This is a genomic window from Shimia sp. FJ5 (genome assembly GCF_032918335.1).
Lineage (GTDB): Bacteria > Pseudomonadota > Alphaproteobacteria > Rhodobacterales > Rhodobacteraceae > Shimia > Shimia aestuarii_A.
In genome coordinates this window covers 457485-478375 of sequence record NZ_JAWJUV010000002.1, presented here as the reverse complement: position 1 = coordinate 478375, position 20891 = coordinate 457485, and the positions used below count along the sequence as shown (strand labels likewise).

General features: G+C 64.8%; 17 protein-coding genes. 10 read left to right on the top strand and 7 right to left on the bottom strand.

Going from position 1 to position 20891, the window contains the following annotated elements; all coding sequences use genetic code 11:
* Position 1: 1 nt before the first annotated feature.
* The 4 genes from R1W01_RS08770 to gpmI all read right to left on the bottom strand — a co-directional run bounded on the left by R1W01_RS08770 (position 2) and on the right by gpmI (position 4702).
* The gene (locus tag R1W01_RS08770) at positions 2-484 is read right to left on the bottom strand and encodes an RNA pyrophosphohydrolase (RefSeq protein WP_243611886.1); all 483 of its coding nucleotides are present in this window, start codon (positions 482-484) and stop codon (positions 2-4) included.
* A 202-nt stretch (positions 485-686) separates the two neighbouring features.
* Positions 687-2024, bottom strand: coding sequence for a S41 family peptidase (locus R1W01_RS08765; RefSeq protein WP_243611885.1), 1338 nt, complete (start codon positions 2022-2024; stop codon positions 687-689).
* The gene (locus R1W01_RS08760; RefSeq protein ID WP_297754139.1) at positions 2025-3185 is read right to left on the bottom strand and encodes a murein hydrolase activator EnvC family protein; all 1161 of its coding nucleotides are present in this window, start codon (positions 3183-3185) and stop codon (positions 2025-2027) included. It abuts the gene before it with no gap.
* Positions 3182-4702, bottom strand: coding sequence for a 2,3-bisphosphoglycerate-independent phosphoglycerate mutase (gene gpmI / locus R1W01_RS08755; protein ID WP_317275197.1), 1521 nt, complete (start codon positions 4700-4702; stop codon positions 3182-3184). Before gpmI ends, R1W01_RS08760 begins: the two co-directional genes overlap by 4 nt.
* Before the next feature lie 199 nt (positions 4703-4901).
* Here gpmI and polA point away from each other — a divergent pair, with 199 nt between their 5' ends.
* On the top strand, positions 4902-7721 hold the full coding sequence (gene polA / locus R1W01_RS08750) for a DNA polymerase I (RefSeq protein ID WP_297754144.1): 2820 nt from the start codon (positions 4902-4904) through the stop codon (positions 7719-7721).
* Here polA and R1W01_RS08745 read toward each other — a convergent pair.
* Positions 7718-7948 carry a DUF2798 domain-containing protein gene (locus R1W01_RS08745; RefSeq protein WP_243611881.1) on the bottom strand — a complete coding sequence of 77 codons (231 nt, stop codon included), beginning with the start codon at positions 7946-7948 and terminating at the stop codon, positions 7718-7720. The genes polA and R1W01_RS08745 overlap by 4 nt on opposite strands.
* Before the next feature lie 150 nt (positions 7949-8098).
* Here R1W01_RS08745 and R1W01_RS08740 point away from each other — a divergent pair, with 150 nt between their 5' ends.
* Positions 8099-9001: a cation diffusion facilitator family transporter gene (locus R1W01_RS08740; protein ID WP_297754147.1), complete on the top strand. Its 903-nt coding sequence runs from the start codon at positions 8099-8101 to the stop codon at positions 8999-9001.
* On the opposite strand, the gene R1W01_RS08735 is transcribed toward R1W01_RS08740, so the two are convergent.
* Positions 8998-9759 (bottom strand): hydroxypyruvate isomerase family protein, encoded by a 762-nt coding sequence (locus R1W01_RS08735; protein WP_297754150.1) that lies wholly within the window; start codon positions 9757-9759, stop codon positions 8998-9000. The two genes, R1W01_RS08740 and R1W01_RS08735, sit on opposite strands and share 4 nt — an antisense overlap.
* 165 nt (positions 9760-9924) lie before the next feature.
* On the opposite strand from R1W01_RS08735, the gene R1W01_RS08730 reads away from it, so the two are divergent.
* Positions 9925-10866, top strand: a complete 942-nt coding sequence (locus R1W01_RS08730) for a DMT family transporter (RefSeq protein ID WP_297754153.1) — start codon at positions 9925-9927, stop codon at positions 10864-10866.
* On the opposite strand, the gene R1W01_RS08725 is transcribed toward R1W01_RS08730, so the two are convergent.
* On the bottom strand, positions 10863-11447 hold the full coding sequence (locus R1W01_RS08725) for a DUF1285 domain-containing protein (protein WP_297754158.1): 585 nt from the start codon (positions 11445-11447) through the stop codon (positions 10863-10865). The genes R1W01_RS08730 and R1W01_RS08725 overlap by 4 nt on opposite strands.
* Before the next feature lie 68 nt (positions 11448-11515).
* Between R1W01_RS08725 and R1W01_RS08720 the strand changes: the two genes are divergently transcribed.
* The 7 genes from R1W01_RS08720 (at position 11516) to R1W01_RS08690 (ending at position 20858) form a co-directional block, all read left to right on the top strand.
* On the top strand, positions 11516-12523 hold the full coding sequence (locus R1W01_RS08720) for an AAA family ATPase (protein WP_243611876.1): 1008 nt from the start codon (positions 11516-11518) through the stop codon (positions 12521-12523).
* Positions 12520-13392 carry a DUF58 domain-containing protein gene (locus R1W01_RS08715; RefSeq protein ID WP_243611875.1) on the top strand — a complete coding sequence of 291 codons (873 nt, stop codon included), beginning with the start codon at positions 12520-12522 and terminating at the stop codon, positions 13390-13392. The genes R1W01_RS08720 and R1W01_RS08715 overlap by 4 nt, the downstream gene beginning before the upstream one ends.
* Positions 13389-16139, top strand: coding sequence for a DUF4159 domain-containing protein (locus R1W01_RS08710; RefSeq protein WP_297754163.1), 2751 nt, complete (start codon positions 13389-13391; stop codon positions 16137-16139). Before R1W01_RS08715 ends, R1W01_RS08710 begins: the two co-directional genes overlap by 4 nt.
* On the top strand, positions 16136-18181 hold the full coding sequence (locus R1W01_RS08705; RefSeq protein WP_297754166.1) for a hypothetical protein: 2046 nt from the start codon (positions 16136-16138) through the stop codon (positions 18179-18181). Before R1W01_RS08710 ends, R1W01_RS08705 begins: the two co-directional genes overlap by 4 nt.
* A 201-nt stretch (positions 18182-18382) precedes the next feature.
* Positions 18383-19438: a saccharopine dehydrogenase gene (locus R1W01_RS08700; RefSeq protein ID WP_297754169.1), complete on the top strand. Its 1056-nt coding sequence runs from the start codon at positions 18383-18385 to the stop codon at positions 19436-19438.
* 3 nt (positions 19439-19441) lie between these two features.
* Positions 19442-19702 carry a SemiSWEET family sugar transporter gene (locus R1W01_RS08695; protein ID WP_243611871.1) on the top strand — a complete coding sequence of 87 codons (261 nt, stop codon included), beginning with the start codon at positions 19442-19444 and terminating at the stop codon, positions 19700-19702.
* A 13-nt stretch (positions 19703-19715) separates the two neighbouring features.
* Complete coding sequence (locus R1W01_RS08690; protein WP_297754172.1) at positions 19716-20858, top strand: saccharopine dehydrogenase family protein; 1143 nt, start codon at positions 19716-19718, stop codon at positions 20856-20858.
* The last annotated feature ends 33 nt before the right edge of the window (positions 20859-20891 follow it).

Sequence of the window (20891 nt, the reverse complement as noted above, 5' to 3'; positions counted from 1 at the left end):
CCTAGAGGCGGCCTGCAAAGGCCGCCACGACCTGCTCATAGACGCCACGTTTGAACGGCACGATATTGTCGATCAACTCGTCCACCGGGAGCCAGCGCCACTCCGAGAACTCGGGATGCTCGACCTCGATATTGACGTCCTGATCCGTCCCGTGAAAGCGCAGCAAGAACCATTTCTGCTCCTGCCCCTTGTAGCGCCCCTTCCAGATGCGCGGCACGATATCGGCAGGCAGGTCATAGGAAATCCACCCCTCGGTTTCCCCTTCAACCGTGACCAACGACGCCGACACCCCGGTCTCTTCCTCCAACTCGCGCAGCGCCGCCTCCTTCGGGCTTTCGCCCTTATCGATCCCACCCTGCGGCATTTGCCAGGCCGGCACCTCGCTATCGAGCCGCTGGCCGACAAAGGCATGCCCCTCGGCATTGACGAGCATCACGCCCACGTTGCGGCGATAGGGCAGTTTGGCGATCTCTTCAGGGGTCATGGCACATCTCCGGGTTGGCACAGCCCAACACCTACCCAAGCCGCGCCCGTCAGGCAATTCGCCTTTCCGCCACGCTCTCTTTCTCTTGCCAAAAATATCCCGGGGTGAATTGCCTGCCGTGGCAGGCAAGAGGGGCAGCGCCCCTGCACCATATGAAAAGGGCGGGGAAATCCCCGCCCTCTCCCTGTAATTTGGCCAGGGCTTACTGCTCCGGGCCGAGCTTCGAAAGGCCTTTGAGGATGTCGATCGCATAGGCGAGCTGATAGTCCTCTTCGCGCAGCTTCGCGGCCTTCTCGGCCTTGGCGCGGTCGGCCTCGATCTGGCGGATTTGGTCTTCGGTCAGGCTGTCATTGTCGAGGCTGCCCCGCAGGTCCGCTTCCGACCGGAAACGCCGCTTGGTCGTATCCTCTTCTTCCTCGCTCGCGTCCTTGCGGCGCGGCTGCGCAACGACGATATCGGGCGACACGCCAAGCGCCTGGATCGACCGGCCCGAAGGCGTGTAATAGCGCGCCGTGGTCAGGCGCATCGCCCCATCACCCCGAAGCGGCATCACCGTCTGGACCGAGCCCTTGCCGAAAGATTTCGTCCCGACCACGATCGCACGACGATGATCCTGAAGCGCACCGGCAACGATCTCCGAGGCCGAGGCCGAACCGCCATTGATGAGAACCACGATCGGCTTGCCATCCGAAAGATCGCCCGGCGTCGCGTTGAACCGGTCGCCATCGGCGGGGTTGCGACCACGGGTCGACACGATCTCGCCCTTCTCGAGGAAGGCATCCGAGACCTTGATCGCCTCGGTCAGCAAACCACCGGGGTTGTTGCGAAGGTCGAGCACAATGCCGTTGACGTTGTCCATCCCACCAAGCGCCTCGACCTGTTCGGCAAAGCCCGACTCGAGGTTCGGCGTGGTCTGGTCGTTGAAGGTGGTAATCCGAAGCACCACCGAATCGCCCTCGGTGCGCGACCGCACAGCGGTCAGCTTGATCGTGTCGCGGATGATCGACACATCGAACGGCTCTGCCTCGCCTTCGCGCACAACGGTGATGACGATCTCCGATCCCACCGGGCCACGCATCAACTCGACGGCCTCGTCAAGGTTCATCCCCAAAACGCTTTCCCCATCCACATGGGTGATGAAATCTCCCGCCTCGATCCCCGCGGCATCCGCCGGGGTGCCATCAATCGGAGAGACGACCTTCACGAACCCGTCTTCCTGCGTGACCTCAATGCCAAGCCCGCCGAACTCGCCACGGGTTTGCACCCGCATATCCGCGGCATCTTCCGGCGACAGGTAGGAGGAATGCGGATCAAGCGAGGTCAGCATGCCGTTGATCGCCGCTTCGATCAGGTCCGCTTCGTCGACCTCTTCAACATATTGCGCACGGATGCGCTCGAAAATATCGCCGAACAGGTCAAGCTGCTCATAGACGTTGCTGGTCTTTGCGCTCTCCTGCGCAAGAAGCGGCCCGGCCACCTGCATGGCAAAGAGCGCGCCCGTGAGAGTGCCACCCAGCGCGGCAATGACAAATTTCTTCATCTATAGTTCATCCTTGTCTGTCCGGAACCACGTTTCCGGGTCCACGGTGGTCTTGCCTTGTCTGACTTCTATATAGAGCGTTTCTGTCCGTTCTTGACCAGAGCCATCACTGACCTGTGAAAGGATTGCCCCGATTTCCGGGTCATTTCCGCCCATAAGACCCACGGGCGTGCCCTCGGGGATCACCTGACCGGCATTGCCATAGACCGCCTCCATGCCCGCAAGCACGAACAACAGCCCCGGCTCCGCTTCGAGGATCACCACGTTGCCATAGTCGAGAAGCGGCCCGCGATAGCGGATCGTCGCCGCAGTCGGCGATACCACGAGCGCACTGGGCCGTGTCGCGAGCACAAGCCCCGGACGGCGCACGCCCGCCGCATCCGCTTCGCCCGCGCGGCGCAGCACCTGCGCCTCCGCCGGCAAGGGAAGCTCGCCCTTGCGGGCATCCAGATCGGGAAGCACCACGGCGCTCTCTCCGGTTTCCTGAATATCGACGAGACCGCTGGCAAAACCATTGAGCGTTTCCGTCGATGCAATGAGAAGCGCGATTTTGACCGGATCATCGGCAAAGCGCTGTGGCAGATCGGTGCGATCCGCGATGGCCTGCGAAAGCTCGGTGCGCGCTGTCTGAATACCGCTCAGGCCATCCTGCAGGGCCTCCACCGCGTCTTCCTGCAAGGCGCGCAAAATCTCGATCTCTTCGAGGTCAGCCCGAATGCGCGCCGCCCCTGCCTCGAGCGCCGGGGTCACGTCGGCAAGGATCATTCCCGCCCGTGCCGTTCCCGTCGGACCATCCGGATGGAGAAGCATGACCGGGCCACCGCCCGGCCCCATGCCACGCCCGACCGATTGCAGCACACCAAGAAGACGCGCCGTCTCCCCCTCGCGGCGCTTGAGATCACGACGCAGCCGGGCCTCGCGTGCCGCCGCCCGGCGCAACCCTTCGCGCATTGCCTGCAACCCGGCCTCGAACCCCTGCACCGTCTCGGTCAGGGCTGCGACCCGATCGCGTGCATCCCCCGCCTCTTGCAAGGCAAGCGATGCGGTCTCGATCTTCTGCGCGGCCGCCCGTGCTGCGTCTGCCGGACTCGCCCCACCCTCTGCCGTGGCAGAGCCTGCAAACCCGAAGGCGATCAGAGCTGCGGCGGCGAGATGTTTCATCGCAGGATCAGGCTCTCCCCGGTCATCTCCGCGGGCTTGTCGATCCCCATCAGGTCAAGCAGCGACGGCGCGAGGTCGGCAAGCCGCCCCTTGCGCAAGGTCGCGCCTTCCGGTCCTCCCACGAGGATCACCGGCACGGGGTTCGTCGTATGCGCCGTGTGCGGCCCACCCGTCACCGGGTCCACCATGGTTTCGCAATTGCCGTGATCGGCGGTCACGATCATCGCACCGCCCGCCTTTTCAAGCGCCGCGCGCACCTTGCCAAGCCCTTGATCCACGGCTTCGCACGCCGCCATCGCCGCCTTGAGATCGCCGGTATGGCCGACCATATCCGGGTTGGCATAGTTGGTCACGATAAGGTCATAGCCCTCTTCGATCGCGCCCACGAAATGCTCGGTGACTTCTTCTGCCGACATCTCCGGCTGAAGGTCATAGGTCGCAACCTTGGGCGAGGCCGCCATATAGCGATCCTCGCCCGGCTCCGGGTCTTCCTTGCCGCCGTTGAGGAAAAAAGTGACGTGCGGATATTTCTCCGTCTCGGCAAGGTGGAACTGACGCAGCCCCTTCTTGGCCACCCATTCGCCAAGCGTGTTGACGATCTCCTGTTTCGGGTAGGCGGTGGTCATGTAGGTGCTGTGCTCCTCCGAGTAATCCACCATACCCAGAAGCGCGGCCCAATTCGGGCGCTTGCCAGTGTCGAACCCGTCGAAATCCGGCTGCCCGATGGCGGCAAGGATTTCCCGCGCCCGGTCGGCCCGGAAATTGAGACAGAAGAACCCATCCCCATCCAGTGCCCCGGCATAGTCGCCGATCACTGTCGGCGTGATGAACTCGTCGCTTTCCGAGCGGTTATACGCATTGCTGACCGCCGTGACCGCTGTCGCCGCATGATTGCCCTCGCCTTTGACCCAGGCGTTATAGGCTTCCGAGACCCGGCCCCAGCGGTTGTCGCGGTCCATCGCAAAGTAGCGACCCGAAATCGTGACGATCTTTGCCCCCTCCGGCATCCGCTCGGCCATCGTCTCAAGATAGGTATAGGCCGATTTCGGCGCCACATCGCGCCCATCCGTGATCGCGTGCAGGGCAACCGGCACGCCCGCATCGGTCACTGCCTTCATCGCCGCGAGGATATGCTCGATATGGCCGTGCACGCCACCATCCGAGATCATGCCCATGAAATGCGCCGTGCCACCGCTCGCCTTGAGCGTGGCGCAGAAATCCTTGATCGCCGCGTTCTCGAAGAACGACCCATCCTCGATCGCAAGATCAATCTGCCCAAGATCCATCGCCACCACGCGGCCCGCGCCGATATTGGTGTGGCCAACTTCTGAATTGCCCATCTGCCCGCTCGGCAGGCCCACATCCGGCCCGTGCGTGATCAACGTCGCATTGGGACACTCTGCCATCATCGTATCGAAGACCGGGGTGTTGGCCAGTGCAGGCGCGTTCGCCTTCGTGGTCTCGCTAAGTCCCCAGCCGTCGAGAATACAAAGCACGACAGGTTTCGGTGTGGTCATATCGGACGGCTCCATCTCTCTTTGCAGCGCCTTCTACCCCTTGCCGCCCCCCGCGTGAACCGCTTTCTCCCTGACTGCCACCATTTGCCCCTTTCCTGCCGATCCCCGCCCATGCGCCTGCTGCCCCGATTTCCATCTGGCGCGCCCCTGCCCCGCATGGCACAACAAGGGCCATAGCAAGACACCAAGGGAGCGCGACATGGACACCGGATTCGGCAAGGGCTGCCATTTGCACCTGATCGACGGCTCGGCCTTCATCTTCCGCGCCTACCATGCCCTGCCGCCACTGACGCGCAAATCCGACGGGCTTCCCATTGGGGCGGTCGCGGGCTTCTGCAACATGCTCTACCGCTATGTTGAGGCCAATACCGGCCCCGACGCGCCGACCCATGTCGCCGTGATCTTCGACCATTCCGGCAAGAGCTTCCGCAACGATCTCTACGATCTGTATAAGGCCAATCGCCCCCCCGCACCCGAAGACCTCGTGCCGCAATTCCCCCTGACCCGCAAAGCGACCGAAGCGTTCAACATCGCCTGTAAGGAAGTCGAAGGCTTCGAGGCCGACGACATCATCGCGACGCTCGCTTGCCGCGCCCGCGAGGCCGGGGGTCGCGTGACCATCATCTCTTCGGACAAGGACTTGATGCAGCTTGTCGGCGGCGGTGTCGAAATGCTCGACGCAATGAAAAACAAACGCATTGATAGCGAAGGCGTCGAAGAGAAATTCGGCGTCGGCCCGAACCGCGTCGTCGATGTGCAGGCGCTCGCAGGCGATAGCGTCGACAACGTCCCCGGCGCGCCCGGCATCGGCGTCAAGACCGCCGCGCTTCTCATCAATGAATTCGGCTCTCTCGAAGAGCTTCTCGACCGCGCCGAAGAGATCAAGCAACCCAAGCGCCGCCAGACCCTGATCGAGAAACGCGAGCAGATCGAGATGTCGAAACGGCTGGTGCAGCTCGACTGCGACATGACGCTCGACTTCACCATCGAGGATCTCGAGGTGCGCGACCCGGAACCCGAGACCCTCCTTGGATTCCTCTCCGAGATGGAGTTCCGCACCCTCTCCAAGCGCGTCGCCGACAATCTCGGCGTCGAGGCCCCTGTCATCCCCGAAGCCCCCGCCGCCACCGGTCCCGCACAAGGCGGCGCCGCGGATGCGCCCGAGGACAAGCCGTTTGACGTGGACGCCTATGAATGGGTCAAGGACCGCGCCGCCCTTGATGCGTGGATCGCCAAGGCCCATGCGCGGGGCTATATCGCCGTCGATACCGAGACCACCGGGCTTGACGAAATGGTCGTCGATCTCGTCGGCATCTGCCTGTCCGTCGAGCCGGGCGAAGCCTGCTATATCCCCGTTGGCCACAAAAAAGAGGCCGGAACGGACGATCTCTTTGCCAGCGACGAACTCGCCGAGGGGCAATTGCCCCTGAACGAGGTGATCGACGCGCTCAAGCCCGTGCTGGAAAGCCCCGCGATCCTCAAGATCTTCCAGAACGCCAAGTATGACGCCAAGATCCTCTCGCGCTATGGCATTGCCGTCGCCCCCATCGACGACACCATGCTCCTGAGCTACGCGCTTCATGCGGGCCTGCACGGTCACGGCATGGATACGCTTGCCGAACGCTATCTCTCGCATACGCCGATCCCGATCAAATCCCTGCTCGGTTCTGGCAAATCCGCGATCACCTTCGACAAGGTGCCGCTTGAGGAGGCGGTGAAATACGCCGCTGAGGATGCCGACATTACCCTCCGCCTCTGGCAGCTCTTCAAACCGCAACTGCACCAGAAACAGGTGACAACGGTCTACGAGACCCTTGAACGCCCCCTCTCGCCCGTGCTGGCCCAGATGGAACGCCACGGGGTCAAGGTCGACCGCGACACGCTTTCGCGCATGTCCAACGCCTTCGCCCAAAAGATGGCCGGCCTTGAGGCCGAGATTCACGAACTCGCCGGAGAAAGCTTCAACGTCGGCTCGCCCGCGCAAGTTGGTGAAATCCTGTTTGAGAAAATGGCGCTTCCGGGGGGCAAGAAGGGCAAGACCGGCAAGTATTCAACACCCGCCGATGTCCTCGAAGATCTCGCAACGGAACACGACCTGCCCGCCCGTATCCTCGACTGGCGGCAGCTTTCAAAGCTCAAATCAACCTACACCGACGCGTTGCAAGACCACATCAACCCCGACACGGGCCGCGTCCATACCTCCTATGTGCAGACCGGGGCCAACACGGGCCGTCTCGCCTCAACCGATCCCAACCTGCAAAATATCCCTGTCCGGAGCGAAGAGGGCCGCCGCATCCGCGAGGCTTTCGTGGCCGAAGAGGGCAAGACCCTGATCTCCCTCGACTATAGCCAGATCGAACTGCGCATCCTCGCCCATATCGCCGATATCGACGCGCTGAAACAGGCGTTCCATGACGGTCTCGACATTCACGCCATGACCGCGTCCGAGATGTTCGACGTGCCGCTGGACGAGATGACGCCCGAAGTGCGTCGGCGCGCCAAGGCGATCAACTTCGGCGTGATCTACGGCATCTCCGGCTTTGGCCTCGCCCGCAACCTGCGCATCCCACGTGGCGAGGCGCAGGACTTCATCAACCGCTACTTCGAACGCTTCCCCGGTATCCGCGCCTACATGGACGACACCAAGGCGTTTGCGAAAGAGCACGAATACGTCCAAACCCTCTTTGGCCGCAAAATCCACATGCCCGAGATCAACGCCAAAGGCCCGCGCGCGGGCTTTGCCAACCGCGCCGCGATCAACGCGCCGATTCAAGGGACTGCCGCCGACATCATTCGCCGCGCCATGATCCGCATGCCCGAGGCGATTGCCGACCTGCCCGCCAAGATGCTCCTACAGGTGCACGATGAACTCATCTTCGAGGTCGAAGACAGCGCCGTGGACGAGACAATCGCGGTCGCCCGCGACATCATGCAGGGCGCGGCCGAGCCGGTGGTGAGACTGAACGTGCCGCTCATCGTTGACGCTGGGCAAGGCGCGAACTGGGCCGAGGCGCACTAGGCAGGCTGTTTCACAAGACGCATCGTGATCCTGCGCGCCAGCGGCGCCACGAAAAGCACGATCGGAAACGCCACGACCCAGGCCGAGAGCCAGCCGCTGACCCATAGGCCAAAGAACCCTTCGACGAACCCGGCAAGTCGCAGGGTCGAGATACCGATGATCAGGAAGGACATCATACCCGACATGAAGAAGGCAAAGAGAAAGGGCTGAAACCGTGGTGGAAACATATAGAATCTCCTGAATGTTTTTCTCTATGTCTCTTCTTCGCCGCCATAGCGCAACGCGCACCCCCCTGTGCACGCCTGCACAAGCGACCTAAGCGCACAGCCCCTTGCCTCCCTCACACCCATGGCGCACCCTCTGTCCAAGGAGTGCCGATGCCCCACGATCACCACCACCACGCCCTACCCGATACCGGAGACACACGCGTCCTCTGGGCTGTGATCGTCAATGTCGCACTGACGCTGGCGCAGATCGTTGCCGGAGTGATCTCTGGCTCGCTCGCCATGATCGCCGATGCGATCCACAACCTCTCCGACGCCCTCTCCCTCATCATCGCCTTCTTCGCCCGCCGGATCGCACGGCGACCTGCCGATGCCGACATGACCTTTGGCTATGGTCGTGCCGAGGTCGTGGCGGCGCTGGTGAACTACACGACACTGATCGTCATCGCGCTCTATCTTGTCTCAGAAGGCATCGGCCGCCTGTTCAACCCGATCGAAGTCGAGGGCTGGATCGTCGTCATCGTCGCCGGGATCGCCTTCGTCGTCGATGCCGTCACCGCGCTTCTCATCATGCGCCTGTCACGCGACAGCGTGAACATGCGCGCCGCCTTTCTGCACAATATCGCCGACGCACTCGGCTCCATCGCCGTGATCGTCGCGGGCGTGCTGATCCTGCTCTACGATTGGCGCCTGATCGACCCGATCCTGACCCTCGTCATCGCGGGCTATATCCTCTGGCATTCCGCCACCGGCCTGCGCCCCGTGATCCGCATCCTCATGCTGGCAAGCCCTGATGATCCGCCCCTTGAAGAGGTGCTCGCCGCGCTTGAAGGCATGCCCGGCGTCGCCTCAATCCACCACGTCCATCTCTGGCGCATGCAGGAACACGAGGTCTCGCTCGACGCCCATGTGGTGATTGACGGCAGCAAAGCCCCCGCCGAATTGCGCGCGACCCTGCGCCAGATGCTCTCTGATCGTTTCGGCATCCACCACGGCATGATCGAGATGGAGACCGCCGAGGAAAGCTGTGCCGACGCTGCGCGGATCGGCCACTAAAAACGGCTCATCCAGCCAAGCTCTGCCACGGTGCCCGCCTCGCCCGGAAGATATTCTGCGCTGACGTACCCGTCATACCCATCCCCCCGCAACGCCGCGAAAAGCGCGTCGAAATCGACCGCACCACCAAGCCCCGGCGCAACGCGCCCCGGCACATCAGAGACCTGCACATGCCCGGCCCGCGCCCCATACGCGCGCCACACGGCAAGCGCATCCCCGGTCAACATCTGCGCATGAAACGCATCGTATTGCAGGGTCAGGTTTTCCGCCCCCACCGCATCGATAACCTCGACCGCAAGCGCATAGTCGTTGAGGAAATACCCCGGCATACTCACCGGGTTGAGCGGTTCGATGCTGAGCCTCTGCTCCGGTGCCATTGCCGTGGCCCAGCGCAGGTTCTCAACCAGAGTGGCGCGCGCCGCGTCGCCCTCGGCAACGCCTGACATCACGTGAATGATCCCCGCATCAAGCGCCCGCGCATAGCGAAGCGCCTGCTCGAAATCCTCGCGGAACCGCCGCTCCTGCCGCGGCACGGCGGCCCATCCCCGCGCGCCCGCATCCCAATCCGTGGGCGGCGTGTTGATCAGCACGACAGGTAGCCCCGCCGCCGCCTTCGCGGCGCAAAGCCTTTCGATCGGCGTCTCATAGGGAAACAAAATCTCGACCGCATCAAACCCCGCCGCCTTCGCAGCCGTGAACCTTTCGAGAAACGGCATCTCATCAAACAGCATGCTGATATTGGCGGCAGAGCGGATCATGACTCTCACCCTTGCCTCGACCCGCACCCAAGACAAGGTCCGAAAACGACACACTGTCGAAAATGAACAAGAAACCCATCCCGAATCACGCGAGGGACGAAGGGTCAGCCCGCAACGCCGGGCGGCATTTCAAAATCAGTTTCGACCTTGCAGGAGAGGTGTGGCATGTCCTCGACAAGCCCCAATCCCGTGCGGCCCATCGCGGCCGGCGGCGCCCGCCGGACTCTGTCCGGAAACGCCCTTGGCGTGGCCTCCATGTTCGCCTGGGCCTGTGGCTTCCCGGCGGCCGAGGTGCTGCTTGAGACCTGGCCGACGCTGGCCCTCATCACCGCACGTTTCGCGCTCGCTGTGACGATGCTGATGGTGCTTTGGCTCCTCGTTGATGGCCCCCGCGCCGTTGCCTCGGCGCGTTGGGGGCGCGGCACGCTCATTGGCGGGTTAACCTTTGGCCTCGGCACCTACCTTCTTTTGCTCGCGCAATCCCTGACCGACGCCGTCACCGTCGCCATCATCGCCACAGGCACCCCCATCGCCGCAACCCTGATCGAAATGTGGAGCGGTGGGCGACGCCTCAACACGGCCTTCGTTCTTGGCATGATCGCCTCCGTCGCGGGCGGCGTGATCGCCACAGGCGGCACAGGCGTTGAAACCCTCGGCGCGGGCGTCCTCGCGGCGCTCGGGTCCTGTTTCCTCTTCGCGCTCGGAAGCCACTTTACCGTGCGCGACTTCTCCGACCTTTCCCCGGTCGGACGCACGACGATCACGCTTGCAGGTGGGCTCGTCTTCAACGCGACGATCTTCCTCGTCGCCTATGCGATCGGTGCAGACGTGCTGCCCCGCGCGGTGATCGACACCCACCAAATCACCATGCTTGCGATCTATGCCCTCGCCGCCGGCGCACTCAGTCAGGTGATGTGGATTGCCTCGGTCGGTCGCCTCGGCATCGCCGTCGCCTCGTTTCATATCAACGTCGCGCCGTTCTACGTCATGCTCCTGATGCTCGCGCTCGGGGACGGCTGGAACTGGACCAAGGCCTGTGGCGCAGGCATCGTCATCCTCGGTGTCATCATCGCCCAGCGCGGCGAGACCCGCCGCGTCGCGGCCTAACCCAACGCCTCAGCCGCGATAAGCGGAAAGAACGTGCCGCCCGACCAGATGCCAAAATGGCGCGCGCCATCGATCTCGGCCTCCTCGCCCATCTCAACCATGCGATAGAAACTCTTGCGGTCGATCCGCGCCTCAAGCCCACCGCGCACCATGACATAAGGCGCGGGATCTTCCTCTCCACCCTCAACGCGGATGGGGGTCTCCGCACCAGCCTCGACGACGTCGCCGACATTGGTCACAAACCGCAAGACTTGCGTCTCTCCGCGCCCCTCGGCCTCGACATCGACGGCGACAAAGGCCGCGTCCTCGACCGTGATCCGCCATTTCTCAACCGGCGTGACAAGAAAGGTCTCGTCGCCCTCCCGTTTGAGAATCGTCGAGAACACCCGCACCAGCGGTGCGCGCCGGATTTCGCCACCTTCGTGATACCAACGCCCGTCTTTGGCGATCCGAATGTCGATATCGCCCGAAAGCGGCGGATTCCAGAGATGCACAGGCGGGAGCGTCTTGCCTTTTCCCGCATCACGCGCCGCCTCCGCGATCCCCTCAAACGAGGATGTCACGGGAATTTGTCCGCTCATTGCTTTTGCCATTTCCGTTCCCCGCGATATGGTTTCTCTTAGGATATAAACCTAGCGGAGGACTTGTCATGGCCCAAGACGCCGATCTTGTCGCGGATATCGAGGCGCTGACCGGGCAGCTCGCAGCCGCCAAAACCGCCATCACCAAGCGGTTCATCGGTCAGGAGCGCGTCGTCGACCTGACGCTTTCGGCGCTCTTGTGTGGGGGACATGCCCTGCTGATCGGCCTTCCCGGCCTTGGTAAGACGCGCCTCGTCGAAACCCTTTCGACCGTGATGGGCCTCAATGGCAACCGGGTGCAGTTCACGCCCGATCTCATGCCTGCCGACATTCTCGGCTCTGAGGTGCTCGAGAAAGGCAAGGGCGGCACGCGCGAGTTTCGTTTTGTCCCCGGCCCGATCTTCTGTCAGCTCCTGATGGCGGACGAGATCAACCGCGCCAGCCCCCGAACCCAATCCGCCCTCCTTCAAGCGATGCAGGAGAAAAAGGTAACCGTCGCGGGCGAGGATCGCCCCCTCGATGCGCCCTTCCACGTGCTTGCAACGCAAAACCCCATCGAACAGGAAGGCACCTACCCCCTCCCCGAGGCCCAGCTTGACCGCTTCCTCGTGCAGATCGACGTGCCCTATCCCGACCGCGACACCGAACGCGACATTCTCCTCGCGACGACAGGCGTCGAAGAGGAAGAAGCGCACGCCGTCTTTACCGCCGCCGACCTCATCGCCGCCCAGACTCTTCTGCGACGCATGCCCGTCGGCGAAAGCGTGGTGGAAATGATCCTCGACCTCGTGCGCGCTTTCCGGCCCGAAGATCCCTCCGCCTCCGAAGCGGTGCGCGAGACCGTTGCATGGGGGCCCGGTCCCCGCGCCGCACAGGCCCTGATGCTGACGGTACGCGCGCAGGCGCTCCTACATGGCCGCCTCGTGCCCTCCGCCGAAGACGTGACCGCGATGGCTGTGCCGGTCCTGTCGCACCGCATGGCGCTGACTTTCGCGGCCCGCGCCCGGGGCGAGACCGTGTCCGACCTGATCGCCGAGACCCTCGCCGGGATGGACGGGATCGGAGCCGCCGCGTGACGGACACCGCCCATCTTCGCACGCGCGCCGAGACCGAGGCCGCCCGCCTGCCGCCGCTCCTTGCCGAGGCCGAACACCTCGCCGGGACGGTGCTCTTGGGTGAACACGGGCGGCGTCGCGCAGGTTTGGGAGATGATTTCTGGCAATACCGCCCGATCCAACCCGGTGATTCCCTGCGCATGATCGACTGGCGCCGCTCGGCGCGCTCGGACGCGCAATTCGTGCGTCAGCGTGAATGGCAGGTGGCGCAATCGGTGATGCTCTGGGTGGACCGCTCTGCCTCGATGGACTTCACCAGCCTCAAGACAGGCATGACCAAGGGCGACCGCGCCCGCACCCTCGCGCTTGCGGTGGCGATCCTCCTGATCCGTGCCGGAGAACGCGTCGGCCTCACAGGCACCGCCCTGCCCCCGCGCCGGGGCGAAGGCCAGATCCTGCGCCTGACCGAGATGCTTCTCGGGCCAAGCGGCGAGGATTTCGGAACTCCCGAAGCTCGCGCCATGCTGCCCCATGCCCGCGCGCTCTTTATCTCGGATTTCCTTGGTGATTTCGACGCCGTCGAGGCCGCCCTCTTCAAAGCCGCCGACCGGGGCATTCGCGGCGTCATGATGCAGGTGCTCGACCCCGCCGAAGAGAGCTTTCCCTTCCACGGTCGCGCCGTCTTTGAGAGTATGGGCGCAAGCCTCAGCCACGAGACCCGCAAGGCCTCCGACCTGCGCGACCGCTACATGGAGCGGCTGATCGAACGCCGCGCCCGGCTCAAGGCGCTTGCGGCAACAACGGGCTGGCAATTCGCGCCGCATGACACGACGCAATCGGCGCAATCGGCGCTTCTCTGGCTCTATCGCGCGCTGGAACGTCGCCCATGATGGGGGCGCTTTCCATAGGCTTCACGACACCCTGGCTGCTTTATGCACTGCTGGCGCTGCCTGTTTTGTGGATTCTCCTGCGCGCCATCCCGCCCGCGCCGATCGTGCGCCGCTTTCCCGGCGTCGCCCTTCTTATCGGCCTCACGGACGAGGATACCGTCACCGACCGCACCCCGTGGTGGCTCTTGCTCTTGCGTGCACTTGCCATTGCCGCGCTCATCCTTGGGCTCGCTGGCCCTGTCCTCAATCCCGAGCAAACCGACACCGCCCGCCAAGACCGCCTCTTGGTCCTGCTCGACGGCGGCTGGGGCGCGGCGGCGAACTGGCGTGCGCAAATGGCCATGCTCGACACCCGCCTCGACGAAGCCCACCGCGCGGGCCGCGAGGTTGCGCTGGTGCAACTGACCGCCGCCGAGACTCCACGCTTCCAGCCCGCAGCCACGTGGCAGGCACAGCTCGCAGGGATTTCGCCATCCCCATGGCAACCCCTGCCCGACACCCTCACAACCCTCGCCGACGCCCTTCCCGACACCGGTTTCGATACGCTCTGGATGTCCGACGGCCTTGAGAACTCCGAACGCCGCACGCTGCTTGCCGCGCTCGAAGACAAGGGCCGGGTCGAGATCGTCGAAGGCAGCCGCGCGGCTCTCGCCCTCGCCCCGACCGAGGTCTCCGAAGGTATCCTGACCATCGAGGCCCGCCGCGCCGCCACGCCCCTCGCGCGCGATATCACCGTCGAAGCCCACGGCCTCGATCCCTCCGGCGCCGCCCGTGTCCTTGCCACCGCGCCGCTCTCCTTCGCACCCGGCGATGCCACCGCATCAACCGACCTCTCCCTGCCTGCCGAATTGCGGGCGCGAATCTCCCGGTTTGAGATCGCGGGCCAACGCTCCGCCGCCGCCGTTTCCCTCTCTGATGACTCCCTGCGCCGCCGCGAAGTCGCCCTGATCGCCGGGCGCGAATCCCGCGAAGGGCTCGAACTCCTGTCGCCGCTGCACTACCTGCGCCAAGCCTTGAGCCCCAATGCCGACATCCTCGAAGGCGCGCTCTCCGTTGTCCTGCCCGCGAACCCGGATGTGATCGTGTTGGCCGACGTGGCAACACTCTCGGACGGAGAAACCGCCGATCTCTCCGACTGGATCGCCGAGGGCGGCCTTCTGCTGCGTTTTGCCGGACCGCGCCTCGCCGCAGCCAGCGCGGGCGGCACCTCCGAAGACCCGCTCCTGCCCGTGCGCCTGCGCGCCGGAGGCCGTAGCGTTGGTGGCGCAATGAGCTGGGGCGAGCCGAAGGCCCTCGCCCCCTTCCCCGCCGAAAGCCCGTTCCACGGCCTCCCCGTCCCTGACGAGGTTCGCATCGAGGCACAGGTCATGGCCCAGCCCGACCCCAACCTCGCCTCCCGCGTCATCGCCGAGCTCTCCGACGGCACGCCCCTCGTCACCCGCAAGCGCCTCGGCGAAGGACAGGTCGTCCTCTTCCACGTGACCGCCAATGCCGAATGGTCCGGCCTGCCGCTTTCCGGCCTCTTCGTGCGCATGCTCGACCGCCTCGCTATCCTGAGCGCGACGACACTCTCGGACGAAGAGCGCCTCGCCGGCACCACATGGCAGCCCGTGCGCGTCCTCGATGGCTTTGGCCGCCTACAGGACGACCCCACCCTCGTGGGCGTCTCCGGCGAAGACCTTGCGACCGCCCCCCTCGGCCCGGCGCTCCGTCCCGGCCTTTACCGCTCCGGCGCCCGGCTTGTCGCCCGCAACGTGATCTCCAGCGAGACCGAGCTCCTCCCCGCGAACTGGCCCGCAGGCACCGTCATCACCGGCTTCGAAGCCGCGCCCGAACGCCCGCTTGCCGGTCCGCTCCTCGCGGGCGCCCTTGCGCTATTGCTGCTCGACATTCTTGCCTCTCTCGCCGTGTCCGGTCGCCTGCGTGGCGCCCGCGCAGCGACAAGCATTGTCCTGCTGCTCGCCCTGCCCATTCCCGAGGCGCGTGCCGACGAACGCCGCGCCATTGCCGATACCCGCGAAGTGGTGCTCGCCCATGTCCTGACCGGCACCGCCCGGATCGACGACACCGCCCATGCGGGCCTCCTCGGCCTGTCGGAAACCCTCTTCTTCCGAACCTCGGTGGAGCCGACCGAGCCTGCTGCGATCAACCTCGAAACCGACGAGATCGCCCTCTACCCGCTCCTCTACTGGCCCATCACCCCGGACCAGCCGATCCCCTCCGACGAAGCCTATGCCAAGCTCAACGCTTACCTGCGCGCGGGCGGCATGATCTTGTTTGACACCCGCGACGCCGATGTTGCCCGCTTTGGCTCGGCAAGCCCCAATGGGCGCAAGCTCCAACGCCTCGCCGCACCGCTCGACATCCCGCCACTCGAACCCGTGCCTGGCGACCACGTGCTGACCCGGACCTTCTACCTCCTTCAGGACTTCCCCGGCCGCTATACGAGCCGTGATGTCTGGGTCGAAGCCGCCCCCGCCGATGCCGAAAAGATCGAAGGCATGCCCTTCCGCAATCTCAACGATGGTGTGACGCCTGTGGTCATCGGCGGCAACGACTGGGCCGCCGCTTGGGCCATGGATCGCAACGGCAACGCGCTCTACCCCGTGGGCCGGGGCCGCAGCGGCGAACGCCAGCGCGAATTGGCCTACCGCTTCGGCGTCAACCTCGTGATGCATGTGCTGACCGGCAACTATAAATCCGATCAGGTCCATGTCCCCGCCCTTCTCGACAGGCTCGGCCAATGACCGGACACGTGCTCTTCGATCCCCTCCTGCCCCTCTGGGCACTTGGGCTTCTCGCCGCGCTGGCGTTGGTCTTTGTCGGTTGGGCCTTCTGGCGCCGCCTCTCCGGCTGGGCCTTCCGGGGCCTCGCCGCGCTGGTCATCCTCGCCGCGCTCGCAGGCCCGGTGCTGCAACGCGAGAACCGCGCGCCCCTGAGCGATATCGTCCTCATGCTCGAGGACCAAAGCGCGAGCCAACGCCTCGCCGATCGTGCCGCCACAACCGAAACCGCCGCCGAGGCGCTGGCCGCCCGCATCACCGCGCGCCCCAATACCGAGCTGCGCCGCATCACAGTGCCCGACGGCGCAGAGAACGCAGGCACCGAAATGATGACCGCGCTCTCCGAAGCGCTGGCCGAAGAACCTCGCGCCCGCATTGCTGGTATCTTCGCCCTGAGCGATGGCCATGTGCACGACATGACCCGCGCGCCCGACCTTCCAGCGCCCCTGCACCTCCTCCATACCGGACGCGAAACCGACTGGGATCGCCGCCTGACCGTCACCGGCGCCCCCGCCTTCGCTATCCTCGACGAGGAAATCCGCCTGACACTGCGCATCGAGGATAGTGGCGCCGTGCCTGCCTCCGAGACCGGCACCGCCCCGCTCGAGATTTCCATCGACGGCGCGCCGCCGCAACGCTTTGACCTGCGTGTCGGCGTCACCGCAGAACTGCCCCTGACCCTGACCCATGGCGGGCGCAACGTGATCCAGATCACCGTGCCGACCGCCCCCGGCGAACTCACCGACCGCAACAATAGCGCCGTGGTGCAAATCAACGGCGTGCGCGACCGCCTGCGCGTCCTGCTTGTCTCGGGCGAACCGCATCCCGGCGGCCGCACATGGCGCAACCTTCTGAAATCCGACGCCTCCGTGGACCTCGTGCATTTCACCATCCTGCGCCCACCCGAGAAACAGGACGGCGTGCCGGTCTCTGAACTCTCGCTCATCGCCTTTCCGACGCGCGAACTGTTCATGGACAAGATCGAGGATTTCGACCTCATCATCTTCGACCGTTACCAACGTCGCGGCATCCTGCCCTCGCTCTACCTCGAGAACGTGGCGATGTATGTCCAGACCGGCGGCGCGGTGCTGGTCGCCGCCGGGCCGGACTTTGCGAGCGCCGACTCCATCTTCCGCTCACCTCTCGGCGAGGTGCTCCCCGCCCGCCCCACCGCGCGGGTGATCGACGCGCCCTTTGCGCCCAAGGTCTCCGATCTCGGCGCGCGCCACCCGGTGACAAACGACTTGCCACAGGACGGCGACTGGGGCCGCTGGCTGCGCCAGATCGAGGTCGAACCGGGCGCGGGCAACGTGCTGATGACCGGCCATGACGACCTGCCGCTCCTCGTCCTCGAACGGGTTGGCGAAGGCCGTGTCGCGCTTCTCGCCTCCGACCACGCCTGGCTCTGGGCACGCGGCTATGAGGGCGGCGGGCCACAGCTCGAATTGCTGCGCCGTCTCGCCCATTGGATGATGGGAGAACCCGACCTCGAGGAAGAGGCGCTCTGGGCCGAGGCCACGGGCCGCACCATGCGCATTATCCGCCGCTCCCTCTCCGACACCGTGGGCGACGTGACCATCACGACCCCCTCCGGCGCGACGGAGACACGCCCCATGCAGGAGACACGCCCCGGTCAGTTCGAAACCCGCTACACCGGCCCCGAGATCGGCCTCTACCGCCTCGCCAATGACGACCATGAAGCGGTGATCGGCCTCGGTCCCGCCGCCCCACGCGAATTCGAACGCACCATCGTCACCGACACGGTGCTCGCCCCCTTGATCGAGACCCGCCAAGGCGGCAGCTTCGCGCTCGAAGACGGCCTGCCGACCCTGCGCGCCGTGCGCGAAGGCCGCCCCGCCGCCGGGCGCGGCTGGATGGGGATAACGCCACGCGGCGCCTTTGAAACCCTCGACATCGCCCGCACGGCGCTCCTGCCACCTTGGCTCACGCTGCTCATGTCCGCCTCCCTGATCCTGCTTGGCTGGCTGCGCGAAGGCCGCCGCTAACCCCCCACCCCACTCTTCCTCTTGCTCACAATATCCCGGGGTGAATTGGCCGCCCTGCGGCCAAGAGGGGCTGGCCCCTCCCCCGCGCCAAAGGCGCATATCCTGTGCGCCGCCCCGGCGGCGCGCCGCTGGATCACGCCAACCGCTTGTCATTCCCCGCGAGGGCTGATTTACCATTCGGACAAAAGCGAGGGAACGGACATGACACATCTCTGGGTGCGGGCCGAACAGAGGCCAAACGAAGACCGCGTCGGGCTGACACCGGAGGGCGCAAAAGCGCTTCTGGACAAGGGCATCCGCGTCACAGTCGAGGATAGCTCGGTGCGCGCGATCCCGATTGACGGCTACCGCGCCGCAGGCTGCGACATCGCACCCGAGAATAGCTGGCCCACCGCCCCGCAGGACGCGATCATTTTCGGTCTGAAGGAACTCCCCGAAGACGGCACGCCCCTGCCGCATCGCCACATCATGTTCGGCCACGCCTACAAGGGCCAACACTCCGGCGCTGCCCTCCTGCGCCGCTTCAAGGCCGGGGGCGGCACCCTCTTTGACCTCGAGTATCTCGTCGACGAAGACGGACGCCGCGTTGCCGCCTTCGGCTATTGGGCGGGCTATGCCGGTGCCGCCGTGACCCTCAAGGCCTGGATCGAACAGCAGGCGGGCGGCCTTTGCGGCCCGGTCTCGAGCTATCCCAACAAGGACGCCATGCTTGACGATATCGGCGCCGGACTCGACACACTCGACCGCGACATGCCGACGGCGATCGTCATCGGCGCTCTGGGCCGTGTCGGCACCGGGGCCTCTGACATGCTCGAGACCATGGGCATCTCGGTGACCAAATGGGACATGGCCGAGACCGCCTCGGGCGGCCCTTTCCCAGAGCTTCTCGACCATGACATCTTCATGAACTGCATCTTCGCGCGCCCCGGCACGCCTGTGTTCGTCCCTGCAAGCGCCAAGTCCGCCCCCCGCACCCTCTCGGCCATCGGCGATGTCGCCTGCGATCCCGACAGCGACTATAACCCCGTCCCGGTCTATGCGGAGGCGACCACATGGGATGCCCCGGCCCTGCGCGTCCACGAGAATCCGCCGCTCGATGTGATGGCGATCGACAACCTGCCCTCTCTCCTGCCGCTGGAATCCTCCGAGGACTACGCCGCCCAGCTTCTGCCGACCTTGCTCTCGGTGGATGACCTCTCGGGTGGCGTCTGGACCCGCGCCGAGGCCGATTTCCAAACCCATGTGGCAAAGGTCTGACCCATGTCGGCGACATTGACCCCGGTGATCGGCTACGCCGCCGCCGTGCTGGGCGCGATCAGTTGGGCACCGCAAGCGGTACGCGTCTGGCGCACCGGCGATACCCGCGACCTGTCGCTCCTCGCCAATGGCCTGTTCCTCGTGAACGTGATGCTATGGCTCGCCTATGGCCTTCTGCTGATGGACTGGCCCATTATCCTCGCCAACACCGTCGGCACCTTGGTGATGATTGCCATCGTCACCGCAAAACTGAAATACGGATGAAAGGACCCAAACGATGACGATTCACTGGTGTGGCACCGGCCTCTCCGCCATCCCCGGCCTGCGCCGCCTGCTCGAGGCAGGCCACGAGATCACCGTCTGGAACCGGACGACCGACAAGGCCCGCGAGGCTGTGGGCGACCTGACCGACAAGATCAAAGCCTTCGACATCGACACGCTCGGCGCCGAACTGGCCAAGGGCGATGTGGTGGTCTCCATGCTGCCTGGCGACTGGCATGTGCCACTGGCCGAGCTCTGCATTTCCAAAGAGGCACATTTCGTCTCCTCCTCCTATATCGCGCCCGAGATGAAGGCGCTTGACGACAAGGCTCGCGCCGCCGGTGTCGCCTGCGTCAACGAGGTGGGCCTCGATCCGGGCATCGACCACCTGATGGCCCATGCGCTGATCGCCGATTATCGCGCCTCAAAGGCCTATGATGCGGGGAATACGCTCTCCTTCATCTCCTATTGCGGCGGCATCCCGAAAGAGCCGAACCCCTTCCGCTACAAGTTTAGCTGGTCGCCGCTCGGCGTCTTGAAGGCCCTGCGCTCGCCCTCCCGCTCGATCCGTGATTTCGCGCCGCTCGACGTGGCCCGCCCTTGGGATGCGATCTCCTCCTACGACGCGCCGCTACCGACCCCGGAAAGCTTCGAGGTCTACCCGAACCGCGACTCGATCCCCTTCATGAAGGATTACAAGTTCGATCCCAACTGGTCGGTCAAAGAGTTTGTGCGGGGCACCCTGCGCCTCAACGGCTGGACCGAAGCTTGGGACCACGTGTTCAAGGAAATCGAAACCCTCTCCGGACCCGAGGGCGAAGCGCGGCTCAAGGACATGTCGGACCAGTTCTGGGACGAAAACGCCTATGACGAAGGCGAAGCGGACCGCGTCGTGCTCTGCGTCGGCCTCACCGCCGAGAAAGACGGGGCCGAGGTCTGGCACAAGACCTATGTCATGGACGCTTGGGGCGACGACCGCGGCACCGCCATGTCGCGCCTCGTCTCGATCCCGGTCTCCCTCGCCGTCGAATCCGTGCTGAACCGCGAGATTCCCGCGGGCGTCTCCGCGGCACCAAGCGATCCCAAGCTGTTCACCCGTTGGCTTGGCGAGATCGACACACTGGCCCAGCACCTCGAGATCGTGGACCATCTGGCTTGATACGAAGAACGGCGGAGGTTTGTCGCCTCCGCC